This window comes from Streptomyces sp. WAC04114 (assembly GCF_019733245.1).
GTDB lineage: Bacteria > Actinomycetota > Actinomycetes > Streptomycetales > Streptomycetaceae > Streptomyces > Streptomyces massasporeus_A.
Map to the genome: position 1 here is coordinate 1 of NZ_JAIGQA010000054.1, position 26,532 is coordinate 26,532.

Here is a 26,532-nt window from a genome sequence, read left to right on the forward strand (position 1 = left end):
GGCGGGACGCGGCGGTGGTGTCCGGGTCGTCCAGAGCGAGCACGGGGACGCCCACCGTGTCGCGCAGTTCCGCGCTCAGCGTCTCACCCGCGCCGACGAGGAGGGCGGCTCCGGCGTCCTGGATCTGGAACGCCAGCCGGGCCGTCGGGTTGGCCGGGTCGAGCGGCAGCCACGCACCGCCCGCCTTGAGCACACCCAACTGGGCGACGGGCAGGTCCGGCCCGCGGCCGAGGAGGACGGCGACCAGCGTCTCGGGACCGACCTCGTGCCGCTCGCGCAGGGTGCGGGCCAGCCGGTCGGCCGCCTCGTCCACTTCGCCGTAGGTGAGTTCGGTGGATTCGTGCACGACGGCGACCTGCCCGGGGTCTCGCCGGGCGTGCCGCTCGAACAGTTCGTGCAGCAGCATGCCGTCCGTGTCGTGCGGGGCCGGCTCCGGATTGTGGGCCAGGGCCGCCCGCGACGCCTCGGCGTCCAGGAGGACGAGGTCGCCGACGGGACGATCCGGGTCCTCGGTCATCTGCGCCAGAACGGTGACGAAGTGATCGGCGAGCGCGCGCATGCGCTCCTCGTCGAAGAGGTCGGTGGCGTACTCGATCCAGATGACCGCGCTGTCGTCGGGCTGCTCCTCGACCTGGAAGGCGATGTCGAAGCGGGCCGTCTCGCCCTCGACGGGCATCCGCTCGGCGTGCAGACCGTCGAAGGCGAAGGCGGCGTTGTTGCTGCCGGGCTGGAGCGTGAAGGACACCTGGAAAAGGGGGTTCCGGCTGGGATCCCGGTCGGCGCGGACCGCGTCGACGATCTTCCCGAAGGGCACGTCCTGATGGGTGAGCGCACCGGTGGCGCTCTCGTTCGCGCGGGCGACGAGGTCGCGCGCGGAAGGGTCGCCGGACACATCGGTACGCAGCACCAGGCTGTTCACGAAGTAGCCGAGCAGAGGGTGCAGTTCGCGTTGGGTGCGGCCGCTGAGCACCGTGCCCACGACCAGGTCGTCCTGCCCGGAGTAGCGGTGGAGCACCACCAGGAAGGCGGCGTACAGGACGCCCAGCAGGGTGGAGCGCTCCTGGGCCGCCAGGTCGCGCGCGCGGACGTACGTCGCGGCGTCCACCGGGCGTTCGTAGGTACGGCCGCGCCAGCTGCGCTCGCCGGGACGCGGCCGGTCCGTCGGAAAGTCGAGGATGGGCAGCTCGTCGAGGCGCTCCGTCCAGTAGGCCAGATGCTTGTCCAACCGGTCGCCGCTCAGCGCGGCGCGCTGCCAGGCGGCGTAGTCGGCGTACTGCACGGGCAGCACGGGCAGCTCGGGACTCTCGCCCCGCACGAAGGCGTTGTAGAGGGCGGAGAGTTCGTCGGCCAGCCTGCCCAGCGACCAGCCGTCGACGACGATGTGGTGCGCGCTGAGCAGGAGAAGGTGCTCGTCGTCGGCGAGACGGATCAGCTCGGTCCGTACCAGCAGGTCCTCCGCCAGATCGAACGGGGCGTTGAGCACCTCGCGCATGCGTGCGCGGGAGGCTGCCTCCCGCTCGTCCCCGGGCAACCCGCGCAGGTCGGCGCAGGGTACCGGGACACGCTCGGGAGCCGGCGGCAGCACCTGGTACGGCACCCCGTGCGCCGCCGCGAACCGGGTACGCAGCGCCTCGTGACGACTCACCAGCGCGGTCACGGCACCGCCCAGGGCGTCGGAGTCGAGGTCGCCCCTCAGCCTCAGGACCAAGGGGACGTTGTAGACCTGGAGTCCCGGCGTGATCTGGTCGATGAACCAGAGGTACTCCTGGTTGAAGGACAGGGGTATCCGGCCGTCGCGCGGGACCGGCTGCAGCGGCGTGTCCGCGGCCTCGCGGGTACGGGAACGCTCCAGCCGCATGCGCAGCAGCTTCTCCTTCACCTCCGACAGGGGCGCTGCGGTCGGCTGCGGGGCTTCCGGTGACTGGGTGCGGGTGCGCGCGTCGTTGACGTCGTCCACCGTCTCACGCTCCTTCTCGGTCTTCGGCGCCCAGCAGGCGGGCCGCCTCCTCGTCGGACAGGCCGTCCAGTTCGGCCAGCAGTGCCTCGCTGCGCCGGTCGTCGATCTCCCGGGCCAGGAAGTCCACGGTCGCCTCGGTGAGGATGGTCGCGAGGGGGATCCCCACGCCGAAGGTCTCCTGGATCCGGGTCATCAGCGCCAGCGCCCGGTACGAGGTGCCGCCGGCCTCGAAGAAGCCCTCCGCCGTGTCCACTTCGGCGATCGGCCGGGCGAATGTCTCCGCCCACAGGGCCGTCACGAGCGCGGTGGTGCCCTCGGTCGCGGCGCTCACCGTATTGCCTCCGCGCGCTCGCGCAGACTGCGCGGCCGCATGTCCTGCCAGACCTGCTCGATGTACTCCAGGCACCGCTCCTTGGTGCCGGTGCCGGCACCGTCCAGCGGGACCGCGGTCCAGCCGGCTGGAAGCGGGCGCCGGGCGGGCCAGATGGAGTACTGCTCCTCGTCGTTGACGACGACGGAGTAGGTCTCTTCGGTCTGACGGGTCATGGATGCCACCTTTCGCGGGCAACTGTTCGGACCCTCGCTCCGGGCGAGGGGGTCTGAGGTCGATGCAAGCACGGGGGCGGGGCCCGTGCGGGGGCGCCGGCCGCAAGTGCAGCGTGGCGTTGACGCCGGAGGGCGCGTTCCGTTCGCTCTGTCATTCACGAGATGACAGCGAACCGGCCCCCGGGGGCTTGCGCTTGAGGGCCGCCCGCCGGGCCGGGCCCGCGACCGGGCCCGGCCTCGCTCACAGCAGCGAGCGGGCGGCCTCGGCCACCGTGTCGGCGCTGAGCCCCGCACCGCCGAGCAGGTACTCGTGCGGACCGGACTCGGAGACGAAGGCGTCGTTCACACCCACGCGTGCGACACGCACCCCGCGGGGCGCGAGCGCCTCGCAGACCGCCCCGCCCAGGCCGCCGCTGCGCCAGTGCTCCTCCACCGTCACCACGGCTCGCGCGTCCGCCAGCGCCGCAGTGTCCAGCGGCTTCACCGTGTGCATGTTGAGGACCGCGGCCTCCACCCCGTCGGCGGCCAGGGCGTCCGCCGCGGCCAGCGCGTAGCGCACCGGGTAGGGCCCGCAGGCGACCAGGGCGATGTCCGGCCCGGTGCGCAGGAGTTGGGCCCGGCCCAGACGCGGTGGCCGCGCGGTGGTCTGCAGGGCGGGGGTGGCGGCACGTCCGAGCCGTACGTAGAGCGGACCGGGCAGATCCATGCCCTGGTGCAGCACGCTCTCCACGGCGTCGGCGTCCGCCGGCACGGCCACGGTCATCCCGGGGAACAACCGCATGACGGCCAGGTCCTCCAGGCAGTGGTGGGTGGGGCCGAGATGGCCGGCCGAGAGCCCGGCATGGGTGGCCACGACACGCACGGGCAGTCCCGCGTAGGCGATGTCTATCTTGACCGCCTCGACGGCGCGTGTGCTGGCGAAGGCGGCCATGGTGTTGACGAACGGGACCATGCCGGAGCGGGCCAGCCCCGCGGCCACCCCCATCATGTTCTGTTCGGCGATGCCCAGATTGACGTAACGCGCCGCAGCGGGGCCGAAGTCGACGCCGGAGAACAGTCCGGTGTCGCTGTCCAGGCAGACGACACGCTCGTCCTCCAGCATCAGGCGCACCAGCGCGTCGCGGTACGTCTCGCGGGCGGAACGCGTCGCCGCGGCCGGGGCTGCCGGGGCGGTCATGAGGCCTCCTCCCCGGTGCCCTGGAGGGACCGCACCGCGCGTGCGTACGCCCGCGGGGTGAGTTTCGCGAAGTGGCTCTTGGTCTGGCCCTCGATGGCGGGGACGCCGCGTCCTTTGCGCGTGTGCGCGATGACGGCCGTGGGGCGGCCGCCCTCCGCCGGCGCCGACAGCACCTCGGTCAGGGCGTCGATGTCGTGGCCGTCGGCCTCCCGGACCGTCCAGCCGAAACTGCGCCACCGATCCGCCAGCGGTTCGAGGCGCACGACGCTCTCGGTGCCGCCGCTGATCTGGAGTTCGTTGCGGTCGACCACGGCGGTCAGCGCGTCGAGACCCAGGGACGCCGCCGCCATCGCCGCCTCCCAGACGGATCCCTCCTGGAGCTCGCCGTCACCGGTGAGGACCACGCAGCGCCGGGCGGAGCCGGTCAGCCGGGCCGCCTGGGCGAAGCCGACGCCCAGGGGCAGACCGTGCCCCAGCGAACCCGTCGCCGCCTCCACACCGGGGACGACGGTGGTGGGATGCGCGAGGAAACGGCTGCCGGGCGTTCCGTACGAGGCGAGGGCCTCGTCGGTGAGGAACCCGCACTCGGCGAGAACGGCGTACAGGCCTGCCGCACCGTGTCCCTTGCTCAGGACGAAGATGTCGCGGTCCGGATCGTCGGGCCGCTCCGGTAAGACCCGCAGGACACGGCGGTAGAGGGTGAGCAGGATCTCCACCTCCGACAGGGAACCGCCCGCGTGCGCGCCGTCCGGCGTGGCGCACAGGCGCAGCACGCGTTCGCGTACGCGCAGTGCCGCCGCGGTCAGGTCGTCGCAGGCCGGTTCGGTCGGTTCGGTCATGGAGGGCGCATGGGCCACGGAAAGGGTCATGTACGGCTCCTGGTGAGTGTCTCGTCGGTGGCGAGCCGCCGCAGTGCGTGGGTCAGTACGGAGACGCCCTTGAGGTACTCGTCGATCTCGATGTGTTCGTCGTCGGCGTGGTCGAGACGGCTGTCCCCGGGCCCGTAGGTGGCCATCGGGACGTCCCATGCCTGGGCCAGGGTGTTCATGTCCGAGGTGGCGGTCTTGACCTTCTGGGAGAGCTTGCCACCGTGCGCCCGGACGGCCGCGGACAGCGCCCGCACGACCGGGTCGCGCCGGGTGGTGCGTACGGCGGACACCACTTGCAGTTCGGTCAGTTCGCCGCACGGGGTGCGGTCGCGCAACGCCCGCACGAGCGCGTCGGTGTCGAAGCCGGGCGGGATCCGCACGTCGAACTCCGCCTCGGCCGCGGCGGGATCACCGTGCAGGGCGACCAGGGTGGCGCCCGGCCGGCCGAACGAGCCGTGCCCTCTGTCGGGGCCGAGCAGGTCCAGGAGGTTGTGCCAGCACTCCGCCGCGAGCTCGGCCGCCTTGGGCGCCGGATTGCTCGGATGCGTGGGGGGCCGGGTGACGCGGTAGCGGAGGTCGAGCTTGCCCTTGTAGCCGAGGACGACGGTGGACCAGCCGCTCGGTTCTCCGACGACCAGCGCGTCCGGGGGCCGGTGCGTCTCGCGCACCGCGACGGCCCCCTTGGAACCGGGCGTCTCCTCTTCGACGGCCCCGACGACGGTGATGCTGCCGGGGAAGCCCGGCCCGAGGGCCGCTCCGGCGTGGACCATGGCGGCGAAGGGGGCCTTGGCGTCCACCGCTCCGCGCCCGTGGAGACGCCCGTCCGACAGGTGCACCGGGATCTGCCCGCTGACGGTGTCGATGTGGCTCAGCAGCATGAGGCGGGGGCCGTCCCCGGTGCCGATGACACCGACGGCGTTGCCGGCCGCGTCGGTCCCGGCCCGGTAGCCGAGGCCGCGCATCACGCTGACCGCCTCCGCCGCCATCGGCCCTTCCTCACCTGACGGCGAAGGGATCCGCAGGAAGCGGTGCAGGGTGTCCACCGCCGCGTGGTCCGGTGGTGCGGGCGGCCGCCCGGGGGCGCGGGTGGGAACGCTCACCGGCCTCCTCCCGCCAGTACGACCCGAGTGGCCCCGGCGGCCCGAAGCGGGTTGCGCACCCGGCCGTCGGCGATCACCACACGCGAGACCCCGTTGCGCAGGGCGTCCCGTGCCGCGACCAGCTTCATCGACATGCCGCCTCCCAGGCGGGGCACGGCCCCGTCGCCCTCCACGGCGTACACGGGAATGACCGAGGCGTCGTCGCCGGGGTCCTCCAGGACGCCCGGGGCCCCGGTGAGCATCACCAGGGACCGGGCGTCGAGTCCGGCGGCCACGGCGGCCGCGACCCGGTCGGCGTCCGCGTTGACGGGCCGTCCGTCCTCGGCCAGCGCCGGGGGAGAGATGACGGGGGTGACCCCCGCGTCCAGGAGCCGCACGATCAGGGCGGAGTCCACCTCGGTGACGACCCCGCTGTGGTTGTCCCGCACCACGACCAGACGGCCGTCCACGCGTGCCCGATGTGCCCTCTTGCGCCGGGCACGCAGCAGCCCGCCGTCCAGCCCCGTCATCCCGAGGGCCGTGACACCGCGCCGGCACAGTTCGCCCAGCAGCCGCGGTTTGGCGCGCCCGGCGAGTGCCAGGGTGACGATGTCCAGGGCCTTGGCGTCCGTGTAGCGGGTGGTGACGCCGTCCGGCGAGGTCATCGTCCGTAACGGGGTGTCCATCGAACGGGCCACGTCCTCGATGTCGGCAGAGCCTCCGTGCACGACCACGACCCTGCGGCCCGCGTGCACCATGTCGGCCACGTCGGAGCACAACGCCGCCGGGTCGACCGCGGCGTTCCCGCCGCATTTGACCACCGTGATCTCACTCATGCTGTCCCTCTCCGGGCGGTGCGTCCGCAGCGCGGGCGCACCGCTGTCGCTGTGGGCGGGGTGCACACTCAGGCCGGGTGGAGGCCGGGGAATTCGAGGCCGAGCCGCTCGGGCCAGCCGAAGCGCACGTTCAGGCACTGCACCGCGTTGCCCGCACCGCCCTTGACCAGGTTGTCGAGAGCTCCGACGAGTACCGCGTCCGCGCCGTCGGCGGCGAAGCCCACGTCGCAGAAGTTGCTGCCGTTGAGGATCTTCGGTTCCGGCAGGCGGTAGCCTCCGCGCCGCTGCGCGACGACACGGACGAACGGCTCGTCGGCGTAGGCCTCCCGGTACGCGGCCCGCAGGGCACGCTCGTCCACGCCTTCCTCCAGGGTCACGCGGGCGACGACCTGGACTCCGCGCACGGCCTCGACGCCGGTCGCCGTCATCTTCACGGACAGGCCGGTGGCCTGTTCCATCTCGGCGCTGTGCCGGTGCGAGGTGGGGGCGAACACGCGCAGTGCGCCACTGCGTTCGGCGTGCAGGTTGGCGGAGCCGGCCGCGGCCCCCGACCCGCTGGACCCGGTCCGGGCGTCCAGGGTCACGGGCTGCTTCACCAGTCCCGCACGGGCCGCCGGATGCAGGGCCAGGATGCCCGCCGCGGCCATGCACCCGGGCACGCTGATGCGGTCCGCGTGGCGCAGTTCGCCGCGGTGGAGCTCGGGCAGACCGGTGATGAACTGCCCCAGCAGGGCGGGTTCGCAGTGCTCGGTGCCGTAGTGGCGGGCGTAGACGGCGGGGTCGCGCAGCCGGAAGTCGCCGGACAGGTCGACCAGGACGTCGGCCCGCCGCAGGTACTCCCGCATCCGGCCCATGGTTTCCCGGTGCGGGGTCGCCAGCATCAGGACGTCGTAGTGATCCAGTTGCTCCGGCGGCGAGAAGGTCAGCTCGGTCAGGCCGCGGAGGTTGGGATGGACGCCGTCCACCCGCTTCCCCGCGAACCTGCTCGAGATGGTGGACACCGGGGACAGGTGCGGATGGCCGAGGAGGAGGCGCAGCAACTCCCCGCCGATGTAACCGGACCCGCCCACCACGCCGACCCGGATCACGCGGCCGCTCCCCGCGCGTCGAGGCCCCGGGGCGCTTGTGAGCGCTCCGTCAGATGGGCCACGATCTCCCCGGCGACGTCGAGGGTCCGCCCCAGGCTCTCCTGGAGACCGGTGAATTCGAACCCGTGGTTGACCTCGAGGACGAACGGCCGGCCGTCGGCGTCCTCCACGATGTCGACGCCCGCGATCTCGGCGCCGACGGCGGCGGCCGCGTCGACGGCCAGCCGGTCCAGCTCGGGAGAGAGGGCACAGGCCCGCGTGGTGGCCCCCAGATGGACGTTGGTTCGCCACTGCGGGCCCGACCGGTGGGCCGCGGCGACGGCGCGGCCCCCGATGACGGCGACCCGCAGATCGCGACCCCGTTTGTCCACCATCTCCTGCGCGTAGACGATGTGGGACGTCGGATGCGGCAGGGCGGAGACGTACTCCAGGACCAGTCGGGCCGTGGCCTCGTCGGTGACCGGGGTCACCAGCCGCCCCCAGGAGCCGACGAGCGGTTTCAGGACAGCCGGATACCCCACCTCGGACAGTGCGTCCAGGGCGGCCTCGGGGGTGAGGGCCAGGACCGTGCGTGGGGTGGCCACCCCGGCCTCGGCCAGGGCGACCGAGGTCTGCCACTTGTCGCCGCACAGCTCCGTGGCGCGGGCGCTGTTGACGACGGTGCCGTGGGCGGCTTCGATGCCGCGGGCGGCGTAGAGGGCGCGGGCGTAGCCGATCTCGCGGTTGAGCGCGAGGTCCCACTCCGGCCGGCCCGCGTCCAGGGCACAGGTGAGGGTCCGGCTGTCCACCACGGTGACAGGGACCGCCTGCCTCTCCGCGGCGGCCAGCAGGAGCTTCTCGTCGGAACGTATCCGGGAAGCGACGAGCGCGAGGCGTACTGCCGACTGCGGCACGGCTATTCGCCCCAGTCCTCTTCGATGTCGGGTGCGAGCGCCAGCCGCAGTGGGCTGACGCCGACGACCTCGAGTTCACTGTGACAGTCCCCGCACTCGACGATCTCGCTGACCGCCGAGACGTTCGGTGCGGAAATTCCGACATTGCATTCCGGGCAGGAAGTCATGCTCGCTCTCCGTTCATTTCGAGAAGGCGTGAAAGACCGTGCCTGTCGGTCTTCCTCGGCACATTCTGCCGCCCCGTTCCCGGCTGTGGAATGCGCACCAGGTGGAACAATCAATGCCACCCTCAACACAGTGACGACAACGGGTAAGCCGTCCTGTGCACCTGACGTTCCGGGGGTCCGCCATCCACCGATCGGGACATACCATCCATCCGATGTGCAAGTTCCGTCGACGAATCGTGGAGGGTGTATGACGCAGGAAGGGAACGCCGGTAAGCCGATGCTGGCCTTGTGGAGTGTTCCGCGGAGCCGGTCCACGGCCTTTTTCCGGGTGATGGGGGAGCGCGGCGACCTGGGCGTCGTGCACGAACCGTTCTCCTACCTGGCCGAGTTCGGCAGGTGCGAGGTGGAGGGGCGGCAGACGGCCACGGAAGCCGAACTCATGGCGGCGCTGCGTGATCTGAACCGGGAGCGCCGGGTCTTCTTCAAGGACACCACCGACGAGCGGTACCCCGGAGTGCTGGCCGACCAGGACTTCCTCGCCCGCGACGCCGTGCACACGTTCCTGATCCGGCATCCGAAGAAGACCATCGCCTCGTACCACGCCCTGAACCCGGACGTGCAACTCCATCAGCTGGGGTTCGAAACCCTGTACGAGCTGTACGAGGCGGTACGGGAGGCGACCGGACGCGCCCCCCTGGTCATTGACGGCGACCGGTTCGCGCAGCGGCCGGAGGCGACCGTCCGGGCCTACTGCGACGCGGTCGGGCTGCCCTACGACGCCGAGGCGCTCACCTGGAACAGCGGGGAGCGCGAGGAGTGGGCGCCGTCGGCCCGCTGGCACCGCGATGCGAGCGCCAGCAGCGGCGTGCACACCAAGGAGAACGCCTACGCGGTCGACGTGGAGAGCGACGAAAGGCTGGGCGGATATCTTCGCCACCACCTGCCGTTCTACGAGAAGTTGCTGGCGGAGGCCCTGCCCGCGCAGCCGTGAGAGAGCCGAAGCGGCGCCGGCGGTCGCTGTCGCGGGTGAGGTACGGGCCCGTGCCGGCGACCGTCGGGGCACGGGGAGCCGGAGACTGGGGAGCGCCGTCGCCGCACGGGGGTCCGGTGACCGGAGAGCGCCGTCGCCGCACTGTGGGCGTGGGCCGGGGACCGGAGAGCTGCGACTTCCGCTCCCGCACGCGGCTGACCGGCGCACACGCCTGAACCGACCGCCCGTCTCCCGACGGCGATCGGTTCCGTCCACGACCGGCGCGGACACGTGCACGAGCCGCCGTCCCCGCGAGCCGCAGGGGCGCTCCGGTCAACGCCGTGTTCAGGCGGCCTGCATGAGACCCGCCCGGTAGGCGAACGCCACCAGCTGGGCCCGGTCGTGGATGTCGAGCTTGGTGCGCATGCGGTAGATGTGCGTCCGCACAGTGGTCATCTCGATGCACAGCTTCTGGGCTATGTACTCCATGGTGCGCCCGCGCGCCATGAGCCTCAGCACCTCGCGCTCGCGGGAGGTGAGCGACCTCGCCGACTGCCGCAGCCGCTCGTCGAAGTGCCCGTTGTTCAGCCGGAACCATTCGATCAGGCGCTGCGCGAGCTGGGGGGCGAGGGACATGTGGCCCTTGGCAGCGGCGTGCACGGCGGCGACGACCTCGTGCCGGGTGGCGCTCTCGGCGAGCACGCCGTTGACGCCGGCATGGATGATCCGGGTGAGCATCTCGTCGTCCACGCCCAGGGTGAACGCGATGACGCGCGGCGCCGCTCCGTGCTCGTCCTGGCGCAGCCTCTGGATGAGCCCGACCCCGGAGAGGCTGAACAGGTCCAGTTCCGTGATGACGACATGGGGATGGGCCGTACGCGCCAGCGACACGGCGTCCATGCCACTGTCCGTCGCGCCGACGACCTCCATGTCCGGTTCACTGCGGATGAAATCGCATATCGCGTCCCGCATGATGGGAAGGCGGCCGCAGACGAGAATGCGCTGCGTCGCACTGTGCGGGGTCAGTGGATTCGTGGAGCGGATTCGTTGTAAGACTCCCGAGTCGTCTTCTTCTGCCTTGTTGTGAAGCCCATCGTGCACAGCGGTTGAGGTACCCAACGCGGTTTCCCCTGTTCGTCACTTTGGGTTGCAGTGTGCTCGTCGGTGCGGTGTTCGGGCAGCGCTGGCCGGCGTCCCCCGATGTTTTTCCCGTGCTCGCCACGATACCTGCGTCCGTCCGTTCGGGGGTGTGCTTCCAGGCGGAGGTGCGACGGACAAGTGGACTTACCTCTCCGCGCATCCGGCGCTTCGACAGGGCAAAGGGCGGCCTGTCGTGTTTCCGGGAGAGCAGTCGACAAACATGTGCATCGTGCAAGTTTCATGATCTTTTCCAACTGGCTGGATTTTTGCGCTGCGTCGAGGCCGCGCAATCGGCCTCATCCCCGGCTGACTTGCTATTTCGGTGACGACGGCCGGACTTCATGCCGGACGGCTCATTCGTGTCGGTGTAAGCGCAGCGTTGACCCGTGCCATCACCGTGCTCCTCGGCCCTCGGGCAGAAGCGCGGTCCTGTTGCTGGTCCGCGCCCCTCACCACGCCTAGCGTCCTGATCGAACTCATTTCTCGCGGCCTCGAAGGCCGCTCGCGGCATCGGCCGCGCGTGACGGGAGCGAGTGGGGATGACAGCGACCACACATCGACAGGCGGGCGGCGACAGCCCGGCGTACGAGGACACCCGGAGCACGCAGCAGTCTCCCGACGGCCGATGGCCGGGCGACGAGGACGGCTTCCGAGGGGTGGTGCACGACCTGGTGGCCGCCCAGGCGGCACGCCGCCCCGGGTCGACCGCTGTCCGCATGGCCGGGGAGAGCGGGGCCGGCCTCACCTACGCGGGACTGGAGCAGCGGAGCAACCGGCTCGCCCACCATCTGATGGCCACGGGCGTACGCCCCGGCGACGTGGTCGGCGTGAACCTGGAGCGGTCGGTCGAAGTGGTCGTCACACTGCTGGCGATCCTCAAGTGCGGGGCGGCCTACCTCGCCCTGGACCTGCGGTACCCGGCCTCGCGGCGCCGCGACGTCCTCGCCGACGCCGGCGCCCGGGCCGTCGTGACGCGGGCGGAGCTCGCCGGTGACCTCGCCGGGCGCCACCGGACGGTCCTCCTGGACGGCGAGGACGAGGTGATCCGCCGGTGCTCGCCGACCTCCCCCGACGTGCGCGCAGGCGCCGACGACGTCGCCTACGTCGCCTACACCTCCGGTTCCACGGGCAGGCCCAAGGGCGCCGCCGTCCCGCACGCAGGTGTGACCCGCCTGGTGGTGGAGCCGGACTACCTCGACATCGCCGCCGACGACGTGTTCCTGCTCTTCGCTCCGCTCGCCTTCGACGCCTCCACGCTGGAGATCTGGGGAGCCCTGTGCAACGGCTGCACCCTCGTGGTGCAACCCCCCGGCGAGCCGTCGTTGCGGGAGTTGGCCACGGGCGTCGCCAGGGAAGGGGTCACGATCCTCTGGCTGACGGCCGGCCTCTTCCATCAGATGGCGGACGGCCCCGTCGCCGAGATGACCTCGCTGCGCACGCTGCTCGCGGGCGGTGACGTCCTGTCACCGGCCCACGCCGAGCGCGTTCTCGCGGCCCTCCCCGGGGTGCGGCTCGTCAACGGCTACGGACCGACCGAGAACACCACCTTCACCTGCTGTGGGACGGTCCGCACACCCGTCGAGTCGCCGCTGCCCATCGGCCGCGCGGTCCGTGGCACCCGCGCGTACGTGCTCGACGAGCACCTGGAACCGGTGCCGGACGGCGTCGTGGGTGAGCTGTACGCGGCCGGGTCCGGAGTGGCGCTCGGCTACCTGAACCGGCCCGCGCTCACCGCGGAGCGGTTCCTCCCCGACCCGTACACCGCGCGCCCCGGCCGGCGGATGTACCGCACCGGAGATCTCGTCAGGCGCCGCGCGGACGGCGTGATCGACTTCCTGGGGCGGGCCGACAAACAGCTGAAGATCCGCGGCTTCCGCATCGAACCGGGCGAGGTGGAAGCCGTCTTCACCGCCGACGACACGGTGGCCGACGCCGTGGTGGTCGGGCAGTCGTCGCCCGGAGGCAAGATCCTGGCCGCGTTCGTCGTGCCCGTGCCCGGCCGCACCCCCGATCTCGTCCGGCTGCGGGCCGCGCTCCGCGACCGCCTCCCGTCCTACGCGGTGCCCGGCTCGGTCACCGTGCTGGACTCCCTGCCGCTCACGGCGAACGGAAAGGTCGACCGGGCCGAGCTGGAACGCCCTCGCACCCGGCGGCGACCGGACGACCTGGACGCCCCCCTGCGCCTGCCCGACGACCCGCTCGGCCGGGAACTGGCCTCCCTGTGGCAGGAGGTCCTCGGCGTCGAGGGCATCGGCGTCGACGACGACTTCTTCCAGCTCGGCGGCAACTCCCTGCTCGCGGTGCGCATCGTCGAACAGGTCAACTCCGCACACGGCATCGACATGACGATGCGCCAGTTCTACCTCGACCCGACCGTGACCGGTCTCGCCGCCGCGGTTTCCGACGACGCCCCCTCCGAGGAGGAATGACCGTGCCCCGCTCCCGCTGGCTGCTGCGCGACCCGGACCCCGAGGCCGCCACCCGCCTCTTCTGCTTTCCCTATGGCGGCATGGGCGCCTCCATGTACGCCGCATGGCCGCGGCACATCGGTACGACGGACGTGGTGGTGCTCCAGCCGCCGGGCAGGGAGAACCGGGTGCGCGAGCCGCACCCGGCCACCTTCGAGGAGTTCGCGGCCGAGGCCGCGGCCGCCCTGGAGCCGTACCTGGATCGGCCGTGCGCCTTCTTCGGGCACTGTGCCGCGAGCCTGCCCGTCCACGCCACCGCCCGCCGCCTGGCGCATGACGGGCTGCCGGCCCCCGAGCGCCTGTACGTCTCCGCGCAGGTCCCGCCACACCAGTGCCCCCGCGACCGGTTCCTCGACCTGGACCGGCAGGGCCTCACGGACGAGCTGAGCCGCATCGCCCGGGCACTGGGCCAGGAGCCCTCGCCGCTCCTGCTCGACATGGCCTTGGACGTACTCGAAGGCGACCTGGAGGCGAGCCGTCACTACACGATGCCGGCGCCCGAGCCGCTTCCGAGCGCGATCACCGCCCTGCACTGGCGGCACCACCCGGAGATACCGCGCTCCGACATGCAGGCGTGGTCCGCCTGCACCGGTGAGTTCCGCCTCGTCGACATGGACGGCGACCACCACTCCTTCATGGCCGCCCCCGGCCCCCTGCTCGACCTCGTCGAGGCCGACCTCGCCGCGGCGTCCACGCGCCTGGTGGCCGCCTCGCCGCATCCGGCCGCCGAGGGCGGGAGCGTATGAGCGCCCCCGCGAGGCAGTCCCTCGTCATCGCCGACGTGGTCGAGACGACCCGCCGCCTCATCCGCCACGACACCACCAACCCGCCCGGCGAGACCGCCGCGTGCACCATGTGGTTGCGCGACCAGCTCTCCGACGCCGGGCTGCACACCCGCGTCGTGTCCGGCGACCGGGACCGGCCCAACCTCGTGGCCCGGCTGGAGGGACGGGGGGAGGCGCCGCCCCTGGTGCTGCACGCCCACACCGACGTCGTCCCCACCGCGGGGCAGCCCTGGAGCAGGCCCGCCTTCAGCGGCGACCTCGTACCCGACGGCCACGGCGGCCAGGAGATCTGGGGGCGCGGCGCGGTCGACATGAAGGGACCGCTGGCGATGATGACGGCGGCCCTGCACCGCCTCGGCAGCGGCCAGGAGCCGCCGGCGGGAGACATCGTGCTGGCCGTGGTCAGCGACGAGGAGGCCGGCAGCACCGCGGGCGCCTCGTACCTGCTCCGCGAGCACCCCGAACTGTTCGACGGAGCCCGCTACGCGATCGGCGAGGAGGGCGGGGCGGGGCTCGACCTGGACGGCACGCTGCGCGTCCACCCCGTCGTCGTGGCGGAGAAGCGGGCCTGCTGGCTGCGCGTCACCCTGCGGGGACCGGCCGGACACGGCTCGCGGGTCGCCGGCGCCGACACCGCCGTGCGCCGGCTGACCCGCCTCCTGTCCGCCCTGGAGCCCGGCGGACTGCCACCGGTCGTCACCCCGGTCGTCGAGCGCCTCCTCACCGCACTGCACAGCAGGTTGTCCGGCCCCGCGGCCGCGGCGTGCGCACGACTGAGGGAGGACCCCGCCGACCCCGCCGCGCTGGACGCCCTGCCCGCCCGCGACGCCCAGTACTTCCGTTCGGTCGTACGCCATTCGGTCAACCCGACGGTGCTGCGGGGAGGCGTCACCACCAACGTCCTGCCGGCCGAGATCACCGTCGAACTCGACGGCCGCCTGCTGCCCGGCCCCTACCCGCCGGAACGATTCGTCAAGGACCTCTCGGAGCTGGTCGGCTTTCCGCTCGACGCGGAAGTCCTGGTGCTCGGCGAGGAGATGCCGGAACCGGCCTTCGACGGCTTCTACGAGACCCTGGCCGGCATCCTCGCCGAGAAGGACCCCGGCGGCGTACCGGTCCCGATGATGACGACGGCCTCGACCGACGCCCGCCTCTTCGCCCGGCTCGGCATCACCTGCTTCGGCTGGACTCCGCTGCTCCTGCCGGCCGGTGCCCCGCACCGCTGGCTGCTGCACACTCCCGACGAACGGGTCCCGGTGGACGCGCTGCGCTTTGGAGCGGACTGCTTCGAGACGCTGCTGAGGCGATACCGGTGAGCGGCCGCGTCCTCACCGTCACCGGGGCGGGCACGGAGGCCCGCCGCTGGGCGGACCGGGTCGCCACGCTGACCCGACGGGCCTTCTCGGACACCGGGGAGATCGCCGGGCTGCCGCGCCCCGACGGGGCCGCAGACGAGTCGGCGCGGCTCCTCGACGAACTCGCCGCCGGAAGCGCGCTGTGGATCGCGCTCGGACCCTCCGCTGAGGTCACCGGGGCGATGCGGGTCGCCGGGACGGACGACGGAGCCTGGTGCGTCCACCGGGTGGTCGTGGACCCCGCCCTGCGCGGCGGCGGAGTCGGCCGCCTCCTGCTGTCGGCGCTGGACAGCGCCGCTGCCGACCGGGGCATCCCCGCCCTCCGCCTCAACGCGGTCGTCGAACGCGGACTGCCCCCGCTCTACGCCCGCCTGGGCTACCACGTCACAGGACTGGAACCGGGGCCCGGCAAACCGCTGAGCGAACTGGTGATGGAACGCAGCCCAGGCTCCCCGGCCGTCCCGGCGCCCCTCGCCGAGGATTGGATCTGGCCCGCGCCGCGGCCCACCGTCAACTGGTTCGCCCTGGCAGGGGAGGTGTACGCGGTCACCGGCCACCACCGCGGTGTCGCCGACGCGGCCCGTGGCGCGGCACACACACTGGCCGCTCACCTCGGCCCCGGCACGCCCTTGCGCTACGCGGGCACCGACGCCCACATGGACCCGCAGCCGGCCGGCCGCTCCTGCGCACCCCCCGGCCCCGGAGGGCTGCGGCTCGACCCGCACATCACCCGCTACGCCGGTCCCCGCGAACGCGTCCCGGCGCACGTCATGCCCCGCACCGCCGACCCGTGGCGGTTCGCGGTCTGGCGCTACAACCCGGGCCGTGAGACCCGGATCGCGCCCCGGCCGCCCGTCCGGGCCGTGCCATCCGTCCGTGAGGAGATGATCCCGTGACCGCAGATCCGACGGTAGCGGCGCCCGCGTACGCCCCACCCACCGCCGTGCCGACGCAGCTCGACCTACGACCCCACCTGGACAACACCGGCATCACCCGCCCCGACGACCTCGGCGCCGGAGCCTTCAACGTCTGGTCGAACACCTTCCCCGCGCAGCACCTCCCGCCGGCCGACCCGGACGGCACGGTCGACGTCGGCGGAGTGCCCTTCCGCTTCCCCGCCCAGCTCACGGGGCCGGACAACCTGCGCTGCGCCGGGCAGCGACTGGACGCACCGAAGGGCCGGTACGACTGGATCTACCTGCTCGCCGCCGGTGAACGCCGCACCGAGGACGTGCTGCACCTGCACTTCGCCGACGGCACCACCGACCCCGAATGGCTCCGGGTGCCCGACTTCTGGCCGCAGACCCCGCCCCACTTCGGCTTCACGACGGGCATCACCTTCCCCGTCATGCACTACCCGCGGCACATCCAGCGCGACATGAGCCCGTCCGTGTGGCGGGTACGCGTCCCCGTGCCGCGTGAGGCCGAACTCACCGGGATCCACCTGCCCGACAACCCGGCGATCCACGTCTTCGCCCTCACCCTGTGCGGCCCCGCCGCCCGGCCCGACGGGCAGGTGGCCTGATGCGCGTCGTCCTGGACCGCGTCACCCCCTGGCGCCACGACCTCGCCGGATGCCTGCACGCCTGCGCGGGCACCCTTCTCGCCCAAGCCGGCCACGCTCCGCTCGACGCCCTCGGCTCCGGATGGCACTTCCAGTATCGCGCGGGCGACTTCCGGCGCGAGGAGTACTACCTGCCCCTGGCCCCCGACCAGTCCCTCTTCGGCGCCCTGGCCCCGCACCACCGGGTGGAGAGCGTCTGGCACCGGCCCCTGGACGCCGACGACGGATGGCGGCAGGTGCGCGAGGCGGTGCTCCGGGGCACACCGGTGGCGGTCGCCGTCGACAACCACTGCCTGCCGTTCCGCCCCGCCTACCAGGACGTGCACGCCAACCACCTGATCATCGTGTACGGCTTCGACGACGAGCGCGGCACCGCCCGGGTCATGGACACCGTCCCGCCCCGCTTCGACGGTGACATCCCCCAGTCCGTCCTGTGCGCCGCCCGCGGCTCGGGCAACCGCGCAGAGCACGGACGGGACATGTTCTTCGCCGACCAGGACATCTCCCACCGGTGGCTCGAACCCCGCCTGGGAGAACCCCTCCCGGCCTCCGACCGCTCTGCCGTCGCGGCCTCGCTCCGCCACAACCACCAGGGCTTCACGACCGGCGACGTCGGACCGGACTACGCCGGACTGCCCGGCATGGCAGCCTTCCTGACGGACATCGAGGAACGGCACAGCGCGGCGGAGCCCGTGGCGGACGAACTGTTCATCGTGGCCGGCGCCGCCCTGGCGAGCACCGCGCTGCACGCCGAATGGCTGCGCACCACGGGTGCCCGGCTCTTCACCCCCGCCCTGACGGAACTGGGCCGGGACGTCGAACGCCTCGCGCACCACTGGACCGCGGTACGCATCATGGCCGCCCTCACCCGCGGGCACGAGGTGTCCGCGGACCGTCTGGCCCGACGTCATCGTGATCTGCTGCTCGACCACGAACGGGTGCTGTCGGCCATGAGCGATCTGCGGGAGGAACTGTGACCGCCGCCGTCGACTCGCGCCTGGCCATGCTCGGCGGGCCGCGCAGCGTTCCCCGAGGCCGGCGCATCCCGGCCTGGCCCCGTGTGACACCCGACGACGAAGCGGCCGTCCTGCGCAGCCTGCGCAGCGGCGCGTTCACCGCGGCCGCCGCGGGGGAGGAGGAGATCCCGGCGCTGGAAAGGGAATGGGCCCAGTACGTCGGTACCGAGCACGCGCTGGCCGTCAGCAACGGCACCGCCGCGCTCTCCCTGGCCCTGGCCGCCGCCGGGGTACGGCCCGGCGACGAGGTCGTCGTGCCGGCACTGAGCTTCGTCGCCAGCGGCATCGCCCCGCTCCACATCGGGGCGATCCCCGTGTTCGCCGACATCGACCCGGAGACGTTCAACGCCGACGCGGCCCGCGTGGCCGCCGCCCTCACCCCCCGTACCCGGGCTGTCGTCGTGGTCCACCTCCACGGTCTCCCGGCGGACATGGACGAGATCCTGGCCCTGACCCGGCCGCTGGGCATCCCCGTCGTGGAGGACGCCGCGCAGGCCCACGGCGCGACCTACCGCGGTGCGCGGGTCGGATCCCTGGGCCTGGTCAACTCCTTCAGCCTCAACGTCAGCAAGAACCTCGCCACCTGCGGCGAAGGGGGTCTGGTCAACACCGACGACCCGGACGTGCACCGCCGGGCCCTGGCGCTGCGTCAGTTCGGCGAGGTCATCGAGAGCGACAAGCCGCGCCAGTACGTGTCGCACACCATGGGCTGGAACCACAAGCCCAGTGCGCCGCAGTGCGCGTTCACACGCAGCCAGCTGAGCCGCTTCCCGGACGAGGCGGCGGCCCGGGACGCCAATGTGCGCACCTTCCTGGCCCGGCTGCGCGACCTGCCCGGCCTGCTGGTGCCGAGCGCCCCCGACGACCGCACCCACGCCTGGCACATCCTGCGCTTCCGTCTCGCCCCGGAGGCTTTCGGGCTGCCCGCCGGCATGGCGGGGCCGCTGCGGGCCGCCGTCGTCCGGGCCATGCGCGCCGAGGGCGTTCCGGCGTCCACGTACCAGCACCTGCCCCTGCCTGCCCAGCCCGTGTTCCGCCGGCCCCCCACCACCGTCGGCTACCCGCCGGACGCACTGCGGGCCGTACAGGGCTGGAGCCCCGACGACACCCCCGCCACCTGCCGGGTGATCGAGAGTTCCTTCGTCATCCAGAAGGCCCACCTGCACCCCGACGCGCAGCCCCTGCTGGACCTGTACGCCCAGGCCGTGCGGAAGGTCTGGGAAGAGCCGGACGTCCTGGTCCGCTACGCCCGGGACCTGCCCTACCGGGCACCCTGGGAGCAGACGGACGAGGCACCGTGGTGAGCGGCGGCAGCACCCCCTTCAGCCCGGCGGAACCCGTCCTCCCGCGGACCGACCCGCCGCCCGCCGGCACACCGCGCATCGCCGACGACGCTGCTCTGGCGGCCGAGCTTGCGGCCGGAGCCGGACACGTCCTGCTCGCTCTACGGGCCGAGCACGCCCGTTGCGAACCGCGCGACCTCGCCCGCATCGGCGACGCGGGGGCGCAGCGCCACCTCGCCGCCGCCCTGCGGCATCACCGGCCGGCCGACGCGGTGCTGTCCGAGGAGGGCACCGACGACAGCAGCCGGCCGGACGCCTCCCGGGTCTGGATCATCGACCCCCTGGACGGCACACGGGAGTTCTCCGAAGAGGGCAGGAACGACTGGGCGGTGCACGTCGCCCTGTGGGAGAAGGGACGGCTGACCGCGGCGGCCGTCGCCCTGCCAGCGCGCGGCACCGTCCTCACCACGGAACCGACGCCCCGCACCGGACGCCGGCCCGAGGAGCCGGGCCGGGGGCCGCGACTCGCGGTCAGCCGTAGCCGGCCCCCCGCCCTCATCGCCCCCCTGGCCCGGCTCCTGGACGCCCGGCTGGTCCCCATGGGGTCGGCCGGGGTGAAGATCGCGGCCGTGATCGAGGGGACGGCAGACGCCTACGTCCACGCCGGCGGCCAATACGAATGGGACTCCGCCGCGCCGGTGGCCGTCGCCATGGCCCGCGGACTCCACGCGTCCCGCATCGACGGCTCGCCCCTGCGCTACAACCAGGCCCGCCCGTGGTTGCCCGATCTCGTCGTCTGTCACCCCGAGGACCGCGACCGGATCCTCGCCGCCCTCGCCCACGTGAACCCCGCTGCGACGGAGACGCCCTCATGACCGATACCGATACCGACAGCGCTGCCGCTACCGCCCGTGTGACCGACCACGCGGAGACGGCCCCGAATCCGGCGGCGAAGGCCGCCACCGTGTGGCTGACGGGCCTGCCCAGCGCGGGCAAGACCACGCTCGCAAACGCGCTGGCCGACCGGCTGCGAGCCGAGGGCCGGCGGGTGGAGGTCCTCGACGGCGACGAGGCGCGCACCTTCCTGTCGGCCGGACTCGGCTTCGGCCGGCAGGACCGCGACACCCACGTCCAGCGGATGGGCTTCGTCGCCGAACTGCTGGCACGCAACGGCGTGTTGGCCCTGGTCCCGGTCATCGCGCCGTACGCGGACAGCAGGGAAGCCGTCCGCCGCCGACACGCCGCCTCGGCCACACCGTATGTGGAGATCCACGTCGCCACACCCGTCGAGGTGTGTTCCGCGCGCGACGTGAAGGGGCTCTACGCCCGGCAGGCGGCGGGAGAGATCTCGGGACTGACCGGCGTGGACGACCCGTACGAGGAACCGGCCGCCGCGGAGCTGCGCCTGCCGACGCAGCGCCTCACCGTGGCCGAGTCCGTGGCAGCCGTCCACGCACATCTCGAGGAGAGGGGTCTCCTATGACAACCACCGCGCGGCCCGTCACCACGGACACCGCAACCCAGCGAGCCCCGGCGCACCTGGACGCGCTGGAGGCCGAATCCGTGCACATCTTCCGAGAGGTGGCGGGCGAGTTCGAACGGCCCGTGATCCTCTTCTCCGGCGGCAAGGACTCGATCCTGATGCTGCACCTGGCGCTGAAGGCCTTCGCACCGGCCCCCGTGCCGTTCCCCCTGCTGCACGTCGACACCGGACACAACTTCCCCGAGGTCCTCGACTACCGGGACCGCACCGTCGAGAAATACGGTCTGCGCCTGCACATCGCCTCCGTCCAGGACTACATCGACGCGGGCACCCTGCGTGAACGCCCCGACGGCACCAGGAACCCCCTGCAGACCGTCCCGCTCACCGAGGCCATCCAGCACCACCGCTTCGACGCGGTCTTCGGCGGCGGACGCCGCGACGAGGAGAAGGCCCGCGCCAAGGAGCGGGTGTTCTCCCTGCGCGACGAGTTCTCCCAGTGGGACCCCCGCCGCCAGCGCCCCGAACTCTGGCAGCTCTACAACGGCCGCCACGCACCCGGCGAACACGTCCGCGTCTTCCCGATCTCCAACTGGACCGAACTGGACGTCTGGCAGTACATCGCACGGGAGGGCATCGAACTCCCCGGCATCTACTTCGCCCATGAGCGCCCGGTGTTCAAGCGGTCCGGGATGTGGCTCACCTCGGGCGCCTGGGGAGGACCCGCCGAGTCCGAGCGCGTCGAGACAAGGCTCGTGCGCTACCGGACCGTCGGCGACATGTCCTGCACCGGAGCCGTCGACTCCGACGCCACGTCGCTCGCGGCCGTCATCGCGGAGATCGCCTCCTCCCGGCTGACCGAACGGGGCGCCACCCGCGCCGACGACAAGCTCTCCGAGGCCGCCATGGAGGACCGGAAGAGGGAAGGGTACTTCTAGCCATGACCGTATCGACCGTTCGTACCGTGGCCGACCTCGCCGACCCCGTATCCGGGACGTTGCTGCGTTTCGCGACGGCGGGCTCGGTCGACGACGGCAAATCCACCCTGGTGGGCCGATTGCTCCACGACTCCAAGTCCGTCCTGGCGGACCAGTGGGAGGCGATCGAGCACGTCTCCCAGGGCCGTGGGCAGCAGACGCCCGACCTCGCCCTGCTCACCGACGGGCTGCGGGCAGAGCGCGAGCAGGGCATCACCATCGACGTCGCCCACCGCTACTTCGCCACCCCCAGAAGGCGCTTCATCCTCGCCGACACCCCCGGCCATGTGCAGTACACCCGGAACATGGTCACCGGCGCCTCCACCGCGGACCTGACGGTGATCCTCGTGGACGCCCGCCACGGCGTCGTCGAACAGACCCGTCGGCACGCCGCCATCTCTGCCCTGCTGCGCGTGCCGCACGTCGTGCTCGCCGTCAACAAGATGGACCTCGTGGGCTACCGGGAGCAGGTGTTCGCGGCGATCGCCGAGGAGTTCGGCGCCTACGCCGACGCGCTCGGCATCCCGGAGATGACCGCCGTCCCCGTCTCCGCGCTCGCCGGAGACAACGTGGTGGACCGCTCGGCCGCCATGAGCTGGTACGGCGGCCCCACCGTGCTGGAGCACCTGGAGACGGTGGCCGTCGACCCGGACACGCGGGCGTGCGGCGCCCGGTTCCCCGTGCAGTACGTCATCCGCCCCGGGACGCCCGACCTGCCGGACTACCGGGGATACGCCGGGCAGATAGCGGCCGGGACCTTCCGGGTGGGGGAGGGGGTCGTCGTCATGCCCTCGGGCACCACCAGCACGATCGCCGGTATCGACCTGCTGGGAGAGCCCGTCGACACGGCGTCGGCGCCGCGCTCGGTGACGCTGCTCCTCGACGACGACGTCGACATCGCGCGCGGCGACCTCATCGTGCCCGCCGACGACGCCCCTCTCCTCACCCGGGACGTCCGGGCGACGGTCTGCCACGTGGCCGACCGGCCCCTGACGGCCGGTCAGCGGGTCCTGGTCAAACACACCACCAGGACGGTCAAGGGGGTCGTGGACGAGATCACGTCCCGGCTCGACCTGGACGACCTGTCCCGGAGCCACCACCCCGACAGCCTCGTGACCAACGAGATCGGCCGGGTACGGATCAGGGTCGCCGAACCGCTGGCTCTCGACAGCTACGCGGACTCGCGGCGTACGGGCTCGTTCCTGCTGATCGATCCCGGTGACGGCATGACACTCACCGCGGGGATGGCCGGGCCCTGAGGCACGCGCGCCTGCTCATGACCGGCCGGGGTCCTGCCGGATCCGCTGCCTTGGCTTGATCACGGCTTGCCCGCCCTCGGCGTCCGCTCCACAGACAACCCACAGCCATCTCTCCTCCCTCCTACGTGACGCGAGAGACGCCCGGAACCGACGGGACGTCTGCGCACGGGGTTTGAGGAGAGGACCATTGATCCGTGCCCGGCGAATATGTGTGACCGCCGTGGCGGTGCTGGCGGCCCTGGCGGGCTCGCCCGGACCGGCACAGGCGGAACAGGCGAGAGAATCGGGACTGTTGAGCGCGACGGACGACAACCCACTTCCGCCCGGGTGGCGGATCGGCGGGGAGGGCGGGGAGCGTGAGCTGGTCTGGCGGGCGCCGAAGGCCGTGCCCATGGGGGACGCCCGGGTCGAGTTCCGTACCGGCGACCGGCTGCTCGGGGTGCCGAAGCCGGCGAAGGACGGGCGGACCTTCCGGCTCGCCCTCGACGAGTCGCGGCCCCAGCAGCTGAGGAATCTCCAGGTGACGGCCGCGGGGCGGCGGCTGGACGTGGCGGCCGACGCCCCGCACGAGTCCGGCTCGCGCGAGGCACGGCCGCCCGCGCAGGCGCCGGCGGGCGGCGTCGACCCGGGCAAGCCCGGCTCGTACCGCACGGTCACCGGGAAGTACGACCTCGACCCGGTGCGCCTGCCCGGGTTCGACACCCCGGTGGAGATGACCGCCGAGGTCGTGGCACCGAAGGGCGCCGCCGGCAAGCGGCCGCTCGCCCTGTTCCTGCATGGCCGCCACGCCACCTGCTACAAGCCGGGCTCCGAGGACGACGTGACCGGAGACTGGCCCTGCGCCGACGGCTACAAGCCGATCCCGAGCCACCTGGGCTATCTGCGCGACCAGCGACTGCTGGCCTCCCAGGGCTATGTGACGGTGTCGATCTCGGCGAACGGCATCAACGCTCAGGACTGGGAGGCCGAGGACGCCGGCGCGCAGGCGCGTTCCTCGCTGGTCCGGCAGCACCTCGCCCGCTGGGCCGACTGGACCGCCCATCGCTCCTCCGCCCCGGCCGTCGTACGCCGGGCGCCGAAGACGGACCTCTCCCGCGTCCTGCTCGTCGGCCACTCGCGCGGCGGCGAGGGCGTCAACCGGGCCGCCATGGACAGCCTTTACCGGCCGCCGACCGCCGAGGACGGCTACCGGGGCCCGGTGCGCTGGAAGGTGCGCGGCACGGTGCTCATCGGACCGACGATCTTCGGTCAGAATCCGGTCGCCGACGTGCCGTCCGTGACCCTGCTGCCGGGCTGCGACGGTGACGTCTCCGACCTGCAGGGCGAGGACTTCGTCGACGGGACGCGGGGGATCGGCCGGGGCACGGCACTGCACAGCGCGGTCTACATGGTCGGCGCCAACCACAACTACTTCAACAGCGAGTGGACCCCGGGCGAGGCCGTCGCACCGGCCCGGGACGACTTCGGGACCGACCCGGAGCAGCCGGCGGACCCGGTGTGCGCGCCGGGTGCCGCGACCCGGCTGACCGCCGCCCAGCAGCACAAGGCGGGCGCGACGTACATCGCCGCCGCGGCCCGGCTCTTCCTCGCCGGGGACGACCGGGTGCGTCCGCTGCTCGACGGCTCCGGCAAGCGGGCCCCGTCCGCGGACCCGGCCCGGGTGCTGACCCACGCGGTCGGCGGCCGTCGCGGCGCCGGCTTCCTGCCGGACGGTGGGGCGAAGGTGACCGGCGCCCGGCTGTGTGCGGCGATCGACCCGGACCCGGCCGTGGCCTGTCTGAACCCGCAGACTCCCGGATCCTCACCGCACTTCGCGTCGTGGGAGACGGACCGGGAGACCGGCCGCAGCGCCGTGGACCTGAAGTGGTCCACGCCGGGCAGGGCCGCGCGTGTCACCTCGGCCAAGCCAGTCTCCCTGCGCGGCTCCCAGAAACTCGCGCTGCGGGTCTTCGTACCGCCCAACACGTCCGGCACGAGGTTCGACGTGTCCGTCACCGACTCCTCCAACCGCCGCGTGAAGCTGGGCTCGGTCCGGGTGGACGGACTCCCGGGCTCCGCGAGGACCGCCTCCCACTGGGCTCAGGAGCTGCGCGTCCCGCTGTCGGCCGCGACCCGGGCCGGACTCGACCTCAGGCACGTCAAGTCTCTGGAAATGACGTCTCGTTCGCGGGCCGGGCGGGCCTGGCTGATGGACGCCTGGGGCTGGGCACCCGGCACTCCTGCGGTGAAGGCGGCCACCCTGCCCCGTGTCGACGTGGGCCGCACGACCGTCAAGGAGGGCGACTCGGGCGCCCGCACCTACCGGATCCCGGTCGAGATCTCCGGGCGCGGCAGCGGACAGGTCCGCGTGTACGTCCTCGACCCGGACAGCGGCCGGGCCGGCAGCCGCCTCGTCACCGTACGGCCCGGCAGCCACGCGATCGACGTGCCGGTCGAGGTGAAGGGCGACACGGCCTACGGCGAGGACGTGGAGCACGACATCGCCGTCAAGGCCGTCCGGGGCGCCGTCGTCGGCAAGCATCGGGGCGGGGTCACCGTCGAGAACGACGACCCCGAGCCGGTGATCACCCTGTCGCCGGTCGCGGACCGGGTGACCGAGGGAGAGACGCTGACCTGGCGACTGTCCGTGGACGCGCCCGTCGCGGTGGACCTCTACGAGCCGGTGCGGGTGCTTCCGGTCACCGAGGGCGCCGAGCTGTCCACCAAGGACGTGGACCCGCAGTGGCTCAAGGAATGGTCCGGCGGCGCGGCCGACCCCGAGCGGCCGCTGTCCGAGGCTGATCTGTGGGTGTGGCTGCACATCCCGCCCGGCAGCACCGGCGTGGACTTCGTCGTGCCGACCGTACGGGACCAGGCGGCCGAGCCGGCCGAGTCGATGCGCCTCGCACTGACCGACCGCAACGCCGAGCCGCTGCCCGACAGGCCGGTTCTGACGGGGACGGTGCTCGACAAGCCGTAGGCACGAGGTACGAGGGTCCGTGAGTACCCTCTCGTGCGGGGTCCGGTACGTCCGGGCCCCGCACGCGGCTACGTCTCGTCAGAGAGTGCCGGAGTCGGCGATGGTGATCTTCGCCTTGGTGCGGCCGGACTGCGAGCCGTAGCTCTCGATCTTGCGCACGACCTCCATGCTGCTCTCGTCGGCGACCTCACCGAAGACGACGTGCTTGCCGTCGAGCCACGACGTCACGATCGTGGTGATGAAGAACTGCGAGCCGTTGGTGTTCGGGCCGGCGTTGGCCATGGAGAGCTGGCCCGGCTTGGTGTGCTTGAGGGTGAAGTTCTCGTCGGCGAACTTCTCACCGTAGATGCTCTTGCCGCCCGTGCCGTCGCCACGGGTGAAGTCACCGCCCTGGAGCATGAACTCCGGGATGACGCGGTGGAAGGACGAGCCCTTGTAGCCGAAGCCCTTCTCGCCGGTCGCGAGCGCGCGGAAGTTCTCCACGGTCTTGGGGGCGACGTCGTCGAACAGGTTCATGTTGATCCGGCCGGCGGGAACGTCGTCGATGGTGATGTCGAAGAAAACCTTGATAGTCATGCCCCCATCCTGTCATCCGCCACCCTCAGGAGCGTCACGCGCATCTCGAATGCGGCCCCGCACCGCTGGTACGTCCAGCTCCTCCCGA

General features: G+C 72.4%; 25 protein-coding genes. 13 read left to right on the plus strand and 12 right to left on the minus strand.

Features of this window, described 5'->3' with window-relative positions; genetic code table 11:
* The 10 genes from K4G64_RS16705 to lysW form a co-directional block, all read right to left on the minus strand.
* Positions 1–1,957: condensation domain-containing protein (locus K4G64_RS16705; protein WP_221756830.1), on the minus strand; the 1,957-nt coding region annotated here is incomplete at its 3' end.
* Positions 1,958–1,961: 4 nt separating this feature from the next.
* Positions 1,962–2,288, minus strand: a complete 327-nt coding sequence (locus K4G64_RS16710) for an acyl carrier protein (protein ID WP_221756831.1) — start codon at positions 2,286–2,288, stop codon at positions 1,962–1,964.
* Entirely contained in the window at positions 2,285–2,503 is a 219-nt protein-coding gene (locus tag K4G64_RS16715; protein ID WP_221756832.1) for an MbtH family protein, read from the minus strand. Before K4G64_RS16715 ends, K4G64_RS16710 begins: the two co-directional genes overlap by 4 nt.
* A 241-nt stretch (positions 2,504–2,744) precedes the next feature.
* Positions 2,745–3,680 (minus strand): transketolase family protein, encoded by a 936-nt coding sequence (locus tag K4G64_RS16720; protein ID WP_221756833.1) that lies wholly within the window; start codon positions 3,678–3,680, stop codon positions 2,745–2,747.
* The gene (locus K4G64_RS16725) at positions 3,677–4,549 is read right to left on the minus strand and encodes a transketolase (protein ID WP_308122404.1); all 873 of its coding nucleotides are present in this window, start codon (positions 4,547–4,549) and stop codon (positions 3,677–3,679) included. Before K4G64_RS16725 ends, K4G64_RS16720 begins: the two co-directional genes overlap by 4 nt.
* Positions 4,546–5,649: a M20/M25/M40 family metallo-hydrolase gene (locus K4G64_RS16730; protein WP_221756834.1), complete on the minus strand. Its 1,104-nt coding sequence runs from the start codon at positions 5,647–5,649 to the stop codon at positions 4,546–4,548. The genes K4G64_RS16725 and K4G64_RS16730 overlap by 4 nt, the downstream gene beginning before the upstream one ends.
* Entirely contained in the window at positions 5,646–6,464 is an 819-nt protein-coding gene (locus tag K4G64_RS16735) for a [LysW]-aminoadipate kinase (protein WP_221756835.1), read from the minus strand. The genes K4G64_RS16730 and K4G64_RS16735 overlap by 4 nt, the downstream gene beginning before the upstream one ends.
* A gap of 68 nt (positions 6,465–6,532) precedes the next feature.
* A complete protein-coding gene (gene argC, locus K4G64_RS16740) occupies positions 6,533–7,552 on the minus strand; it encodes an N-acetyl-gamma-glutamyl-phosphate reductase (protein ID WP_221756836.1) in 1,020 nt (339 codons plus the stop codon).
* A complete protein-coding gene (locus K4G64_RS16745; protein WP_221756837.1) occupies positions 7,549–8,445 on the minus strand; it encodes a RimK family alpha-L-glutamate ligase in 897 nt (298 codons plus the stop codon). The genes argC and K4G64_RS16745 overlap by 4 nt, the downstream gene beginning before the upstream one ends.
* A 2-nt stretch (positions 8,446–8,447) precedes the next feature.
* The gene (gene lysW / locus K4G64_RS16750; protein WP_221756838.1) at positions 8,448–8,612 is read right to left on the minus strand and encodes a lysine biosynthesis protein LysW; all 165 of its coding nucleotides are present in this window, start codon (positions 8,610–8,612) and stop codon (positions 8,448–8,450) included.
* Between the two features lie 247 nt (positions 8,613–8,859).
* On the opposite strand from lysW, the gene K4G64_RS16755 reads away from it, so the two are divergent.
* A complete protein-coding gene (locus tag K4G64_RS16755; protein WP_221756839.1) occupies positions 8,860–9,603 on the plus strand; it encodes a sulfotransferase family protein in 744 nt (247 codons plus the stop codon).
* Positions 9,604–9,927: 324 nt separating this feature from the next.
* Here the strand turns inward: K4G64_RS16755 and K4G64_RS16760 are convergent, their stop codons facing one another.
* Positions 9,928–10,554 (minus strand): response regulator transcription factor, encoded by a 627-nt coding sequence (locus tag K4G64_RS16760; protein ID WP_221756840.1) that lies wholly within the window; start codon positions 10,552–10,554, stop codon positions 9,928–9,930.
* Positions 10,555–11,261: 707 nt separating this feature from the next.
* Between K4G64_RS16760 and K4G64_RS16765 the strand changes: the two genes are divergently transcribed.
* The 12 genes from K4G64_RS16765 (at position 11,262) to K4G64_RS16820 (ending at position 25,868) form a co-directional block, all read left to right on the plus strand.
* Positions 11,262–13,151, plus strand: a complete 1,890-nt coding sequence (locus tag K4G64_RS16765) for a non-ribosomal peptide synthetase (protein ID WP_221756841.1) — start codon at positions 11,262–11,264, stop codon at positions 13,149–13,151.
* A complete protein-coding gene (locus K4G64_RS16770; protein ID WP_221756842.1) occupies positions 13,148–13,936 on the plus strand; it encodes a thioesterase II family protein in 789 nt (262 codons plus the stop codon). The genes K4G64_RS16765 and K4G64_RS16770 overlap by 4 nt, the downstream gene beginning before the upstream one ends.
* Complete coding sequence (locus K4G64_RS16775; protein WP_221756843.1) at positions 13,933–15,291, plus strand: M20/M25/M40 family metallo-hydrolase; 1,359 nt, start codon at positions 13,933–13,935, stop codon at positions 15,289–15,291. Before K4G64_RS16770 ends, K4G64_RS16775 begins: the two co-directional genes overlap by 4 nt.
* Positions 15,288–16,226 (plus strand): GNAT family N-acetyltransferase, encoded by a 939-nt coding sequence (locus K4G64_RS16780; RefSeq protein WP_221756844.1) that lies wholly within the window; start codon positions 15,288–15,290, stop codon positions 16,224–16,226. Before K4G64_RS16775 ends, K4G64_RS16780 begins: the two co-directional genes overlap by 4 nt.
* Positions 16,223–16,855 carry a hypothetical protein gene (locus K4G64_RS16785; RefSeq protein WP_308122406.1) on the plus strand — a complete coding sequence of 211 codons (633 nt, stop codon included), beginning with the start codon at positions 16,223–16,225 and terminating at the stop codon, positions 16,853–16,855. Before K4G64_RS16780 ends, K4G64_RS16785 begins: the two co-directional genes overlap by 4 nt.
* The gene (locus K4G64_RS16790; protein WP_221756845.1) at positions 16,855–17,871 is read left to right on the plus strand and encodes a BtrH N-terminal domain-containing protein; all 1,017 of its coding nucleotides are present in this window, start codon (positions 16,855–16,857) and stop codon (positions 17,869–17,871) included. The genes K4G64_RS16785 and K4G64_RS16790 overlap by 1 nt, the downstream gene beginning before the upstream one ends.
* Positions 17,868–19,214 carry a DegT/DnrJ/EryC1/StrS family aminotransferase gene (locus K4G64_RS16795; RefSeq protein ID WP_308122407.1) on the plus strand — a complete coding sequence of 449 codons (1,347 nt, stop codon included), beginning with the start codon at positions 17,868–17,870 and terminating at the stop codon, positions 19,212–19,214. Before K4G64_RS16790 ends, K4G64_RS16795 begins: the two co-directional genes overlap by 4 nt.
* Positions 19,211–20,068: a 3'(2'),5'-bisphosphate nucleotidase CysQ gene (locus tag K4G64_RS16800; RefSeq protein WP_308122408.1), complete on the plus strand. Its 858-nt coding sequence runs from the start codon at positions 19,211–19,213 to the stop codon at positions 20,066–20,068. Before K4G64_RS16795 ends, K4G64_RS16800 begins: the two co-directional genes overlap by 4 nt.
* Positions 20,065–20,676 carry an adenylyl-sulfate kinase gene (gene cysC, locus K4G64_RS16805; RefSeq protein ID WP_221756846.1) on the plus strand — a complete coding sequence of 204 codons (612 nt, stop codon included), beginning with the start codon at positions 20,065–20,067 and terminating at the stop codon, positions 20,674–20,676. The genes K4G64_RS16800 and cysC overlap by 4 nt, the downstream gene beginning before the upstream one ends.
* Entirely contained in the window at positions 20,673–21,611 is a 939-nt protein-coding gene (gene cysD, locus K4G64_RS16810; RefSeq protein ID WP_221756847.1) for a sulfate adenylyltransferase subunit CysD, read from the plus strand. The genes cysC and cysD overlap by 4 nt, the downstream gene beginning before the upstream one ends.
* 2 nt (positions 21,612–21,613) lie before the next feature.
* The gene (locus tag K4G64_RS16815) at positions 21,614–22,909 is read left to right on the plus strand and encodes a sulfate adenylyltransferase subunit 1 (protein WP_221756848.1); all 1,296 of its coding nucleotides are present in this window, start codon (positions 21,614–21,616) and stop codon (positions 22,907–22,909) included.
* A 187-nt stretch (positions 22,910–23,096) separates the two neighbouring features.
* On the plus strand, positions 23,097–25,868 hold the full coding sequence (locus K4G64_RS16820) for a hypothetical protein (RefSeq protein WP_221756849.1): 2,772 nt from the start codon (positions 23,097–23,099) through the stop codon (positions 25,866–25,868).
* Between the two features lie 78 nt (positions 25,869–25,946).
* Here K4G64_RS16820 and K4G64_RS16825 read toward each other — a convergent pair whose 3' ends face one another.
* Positions 25,947–26,444 (minus strand): peptidylprolyl isomerase, encoded by a 498-nt coding sequence (locus tag K4G64_RS16825; protein WP_190895949.1) that lies wholly within the window; start codon positions 26,442–26,444, stop codon positions 25,947–25,949.
* Positions 26,445–26,532 lie beyond the last annotated feature (88 nt).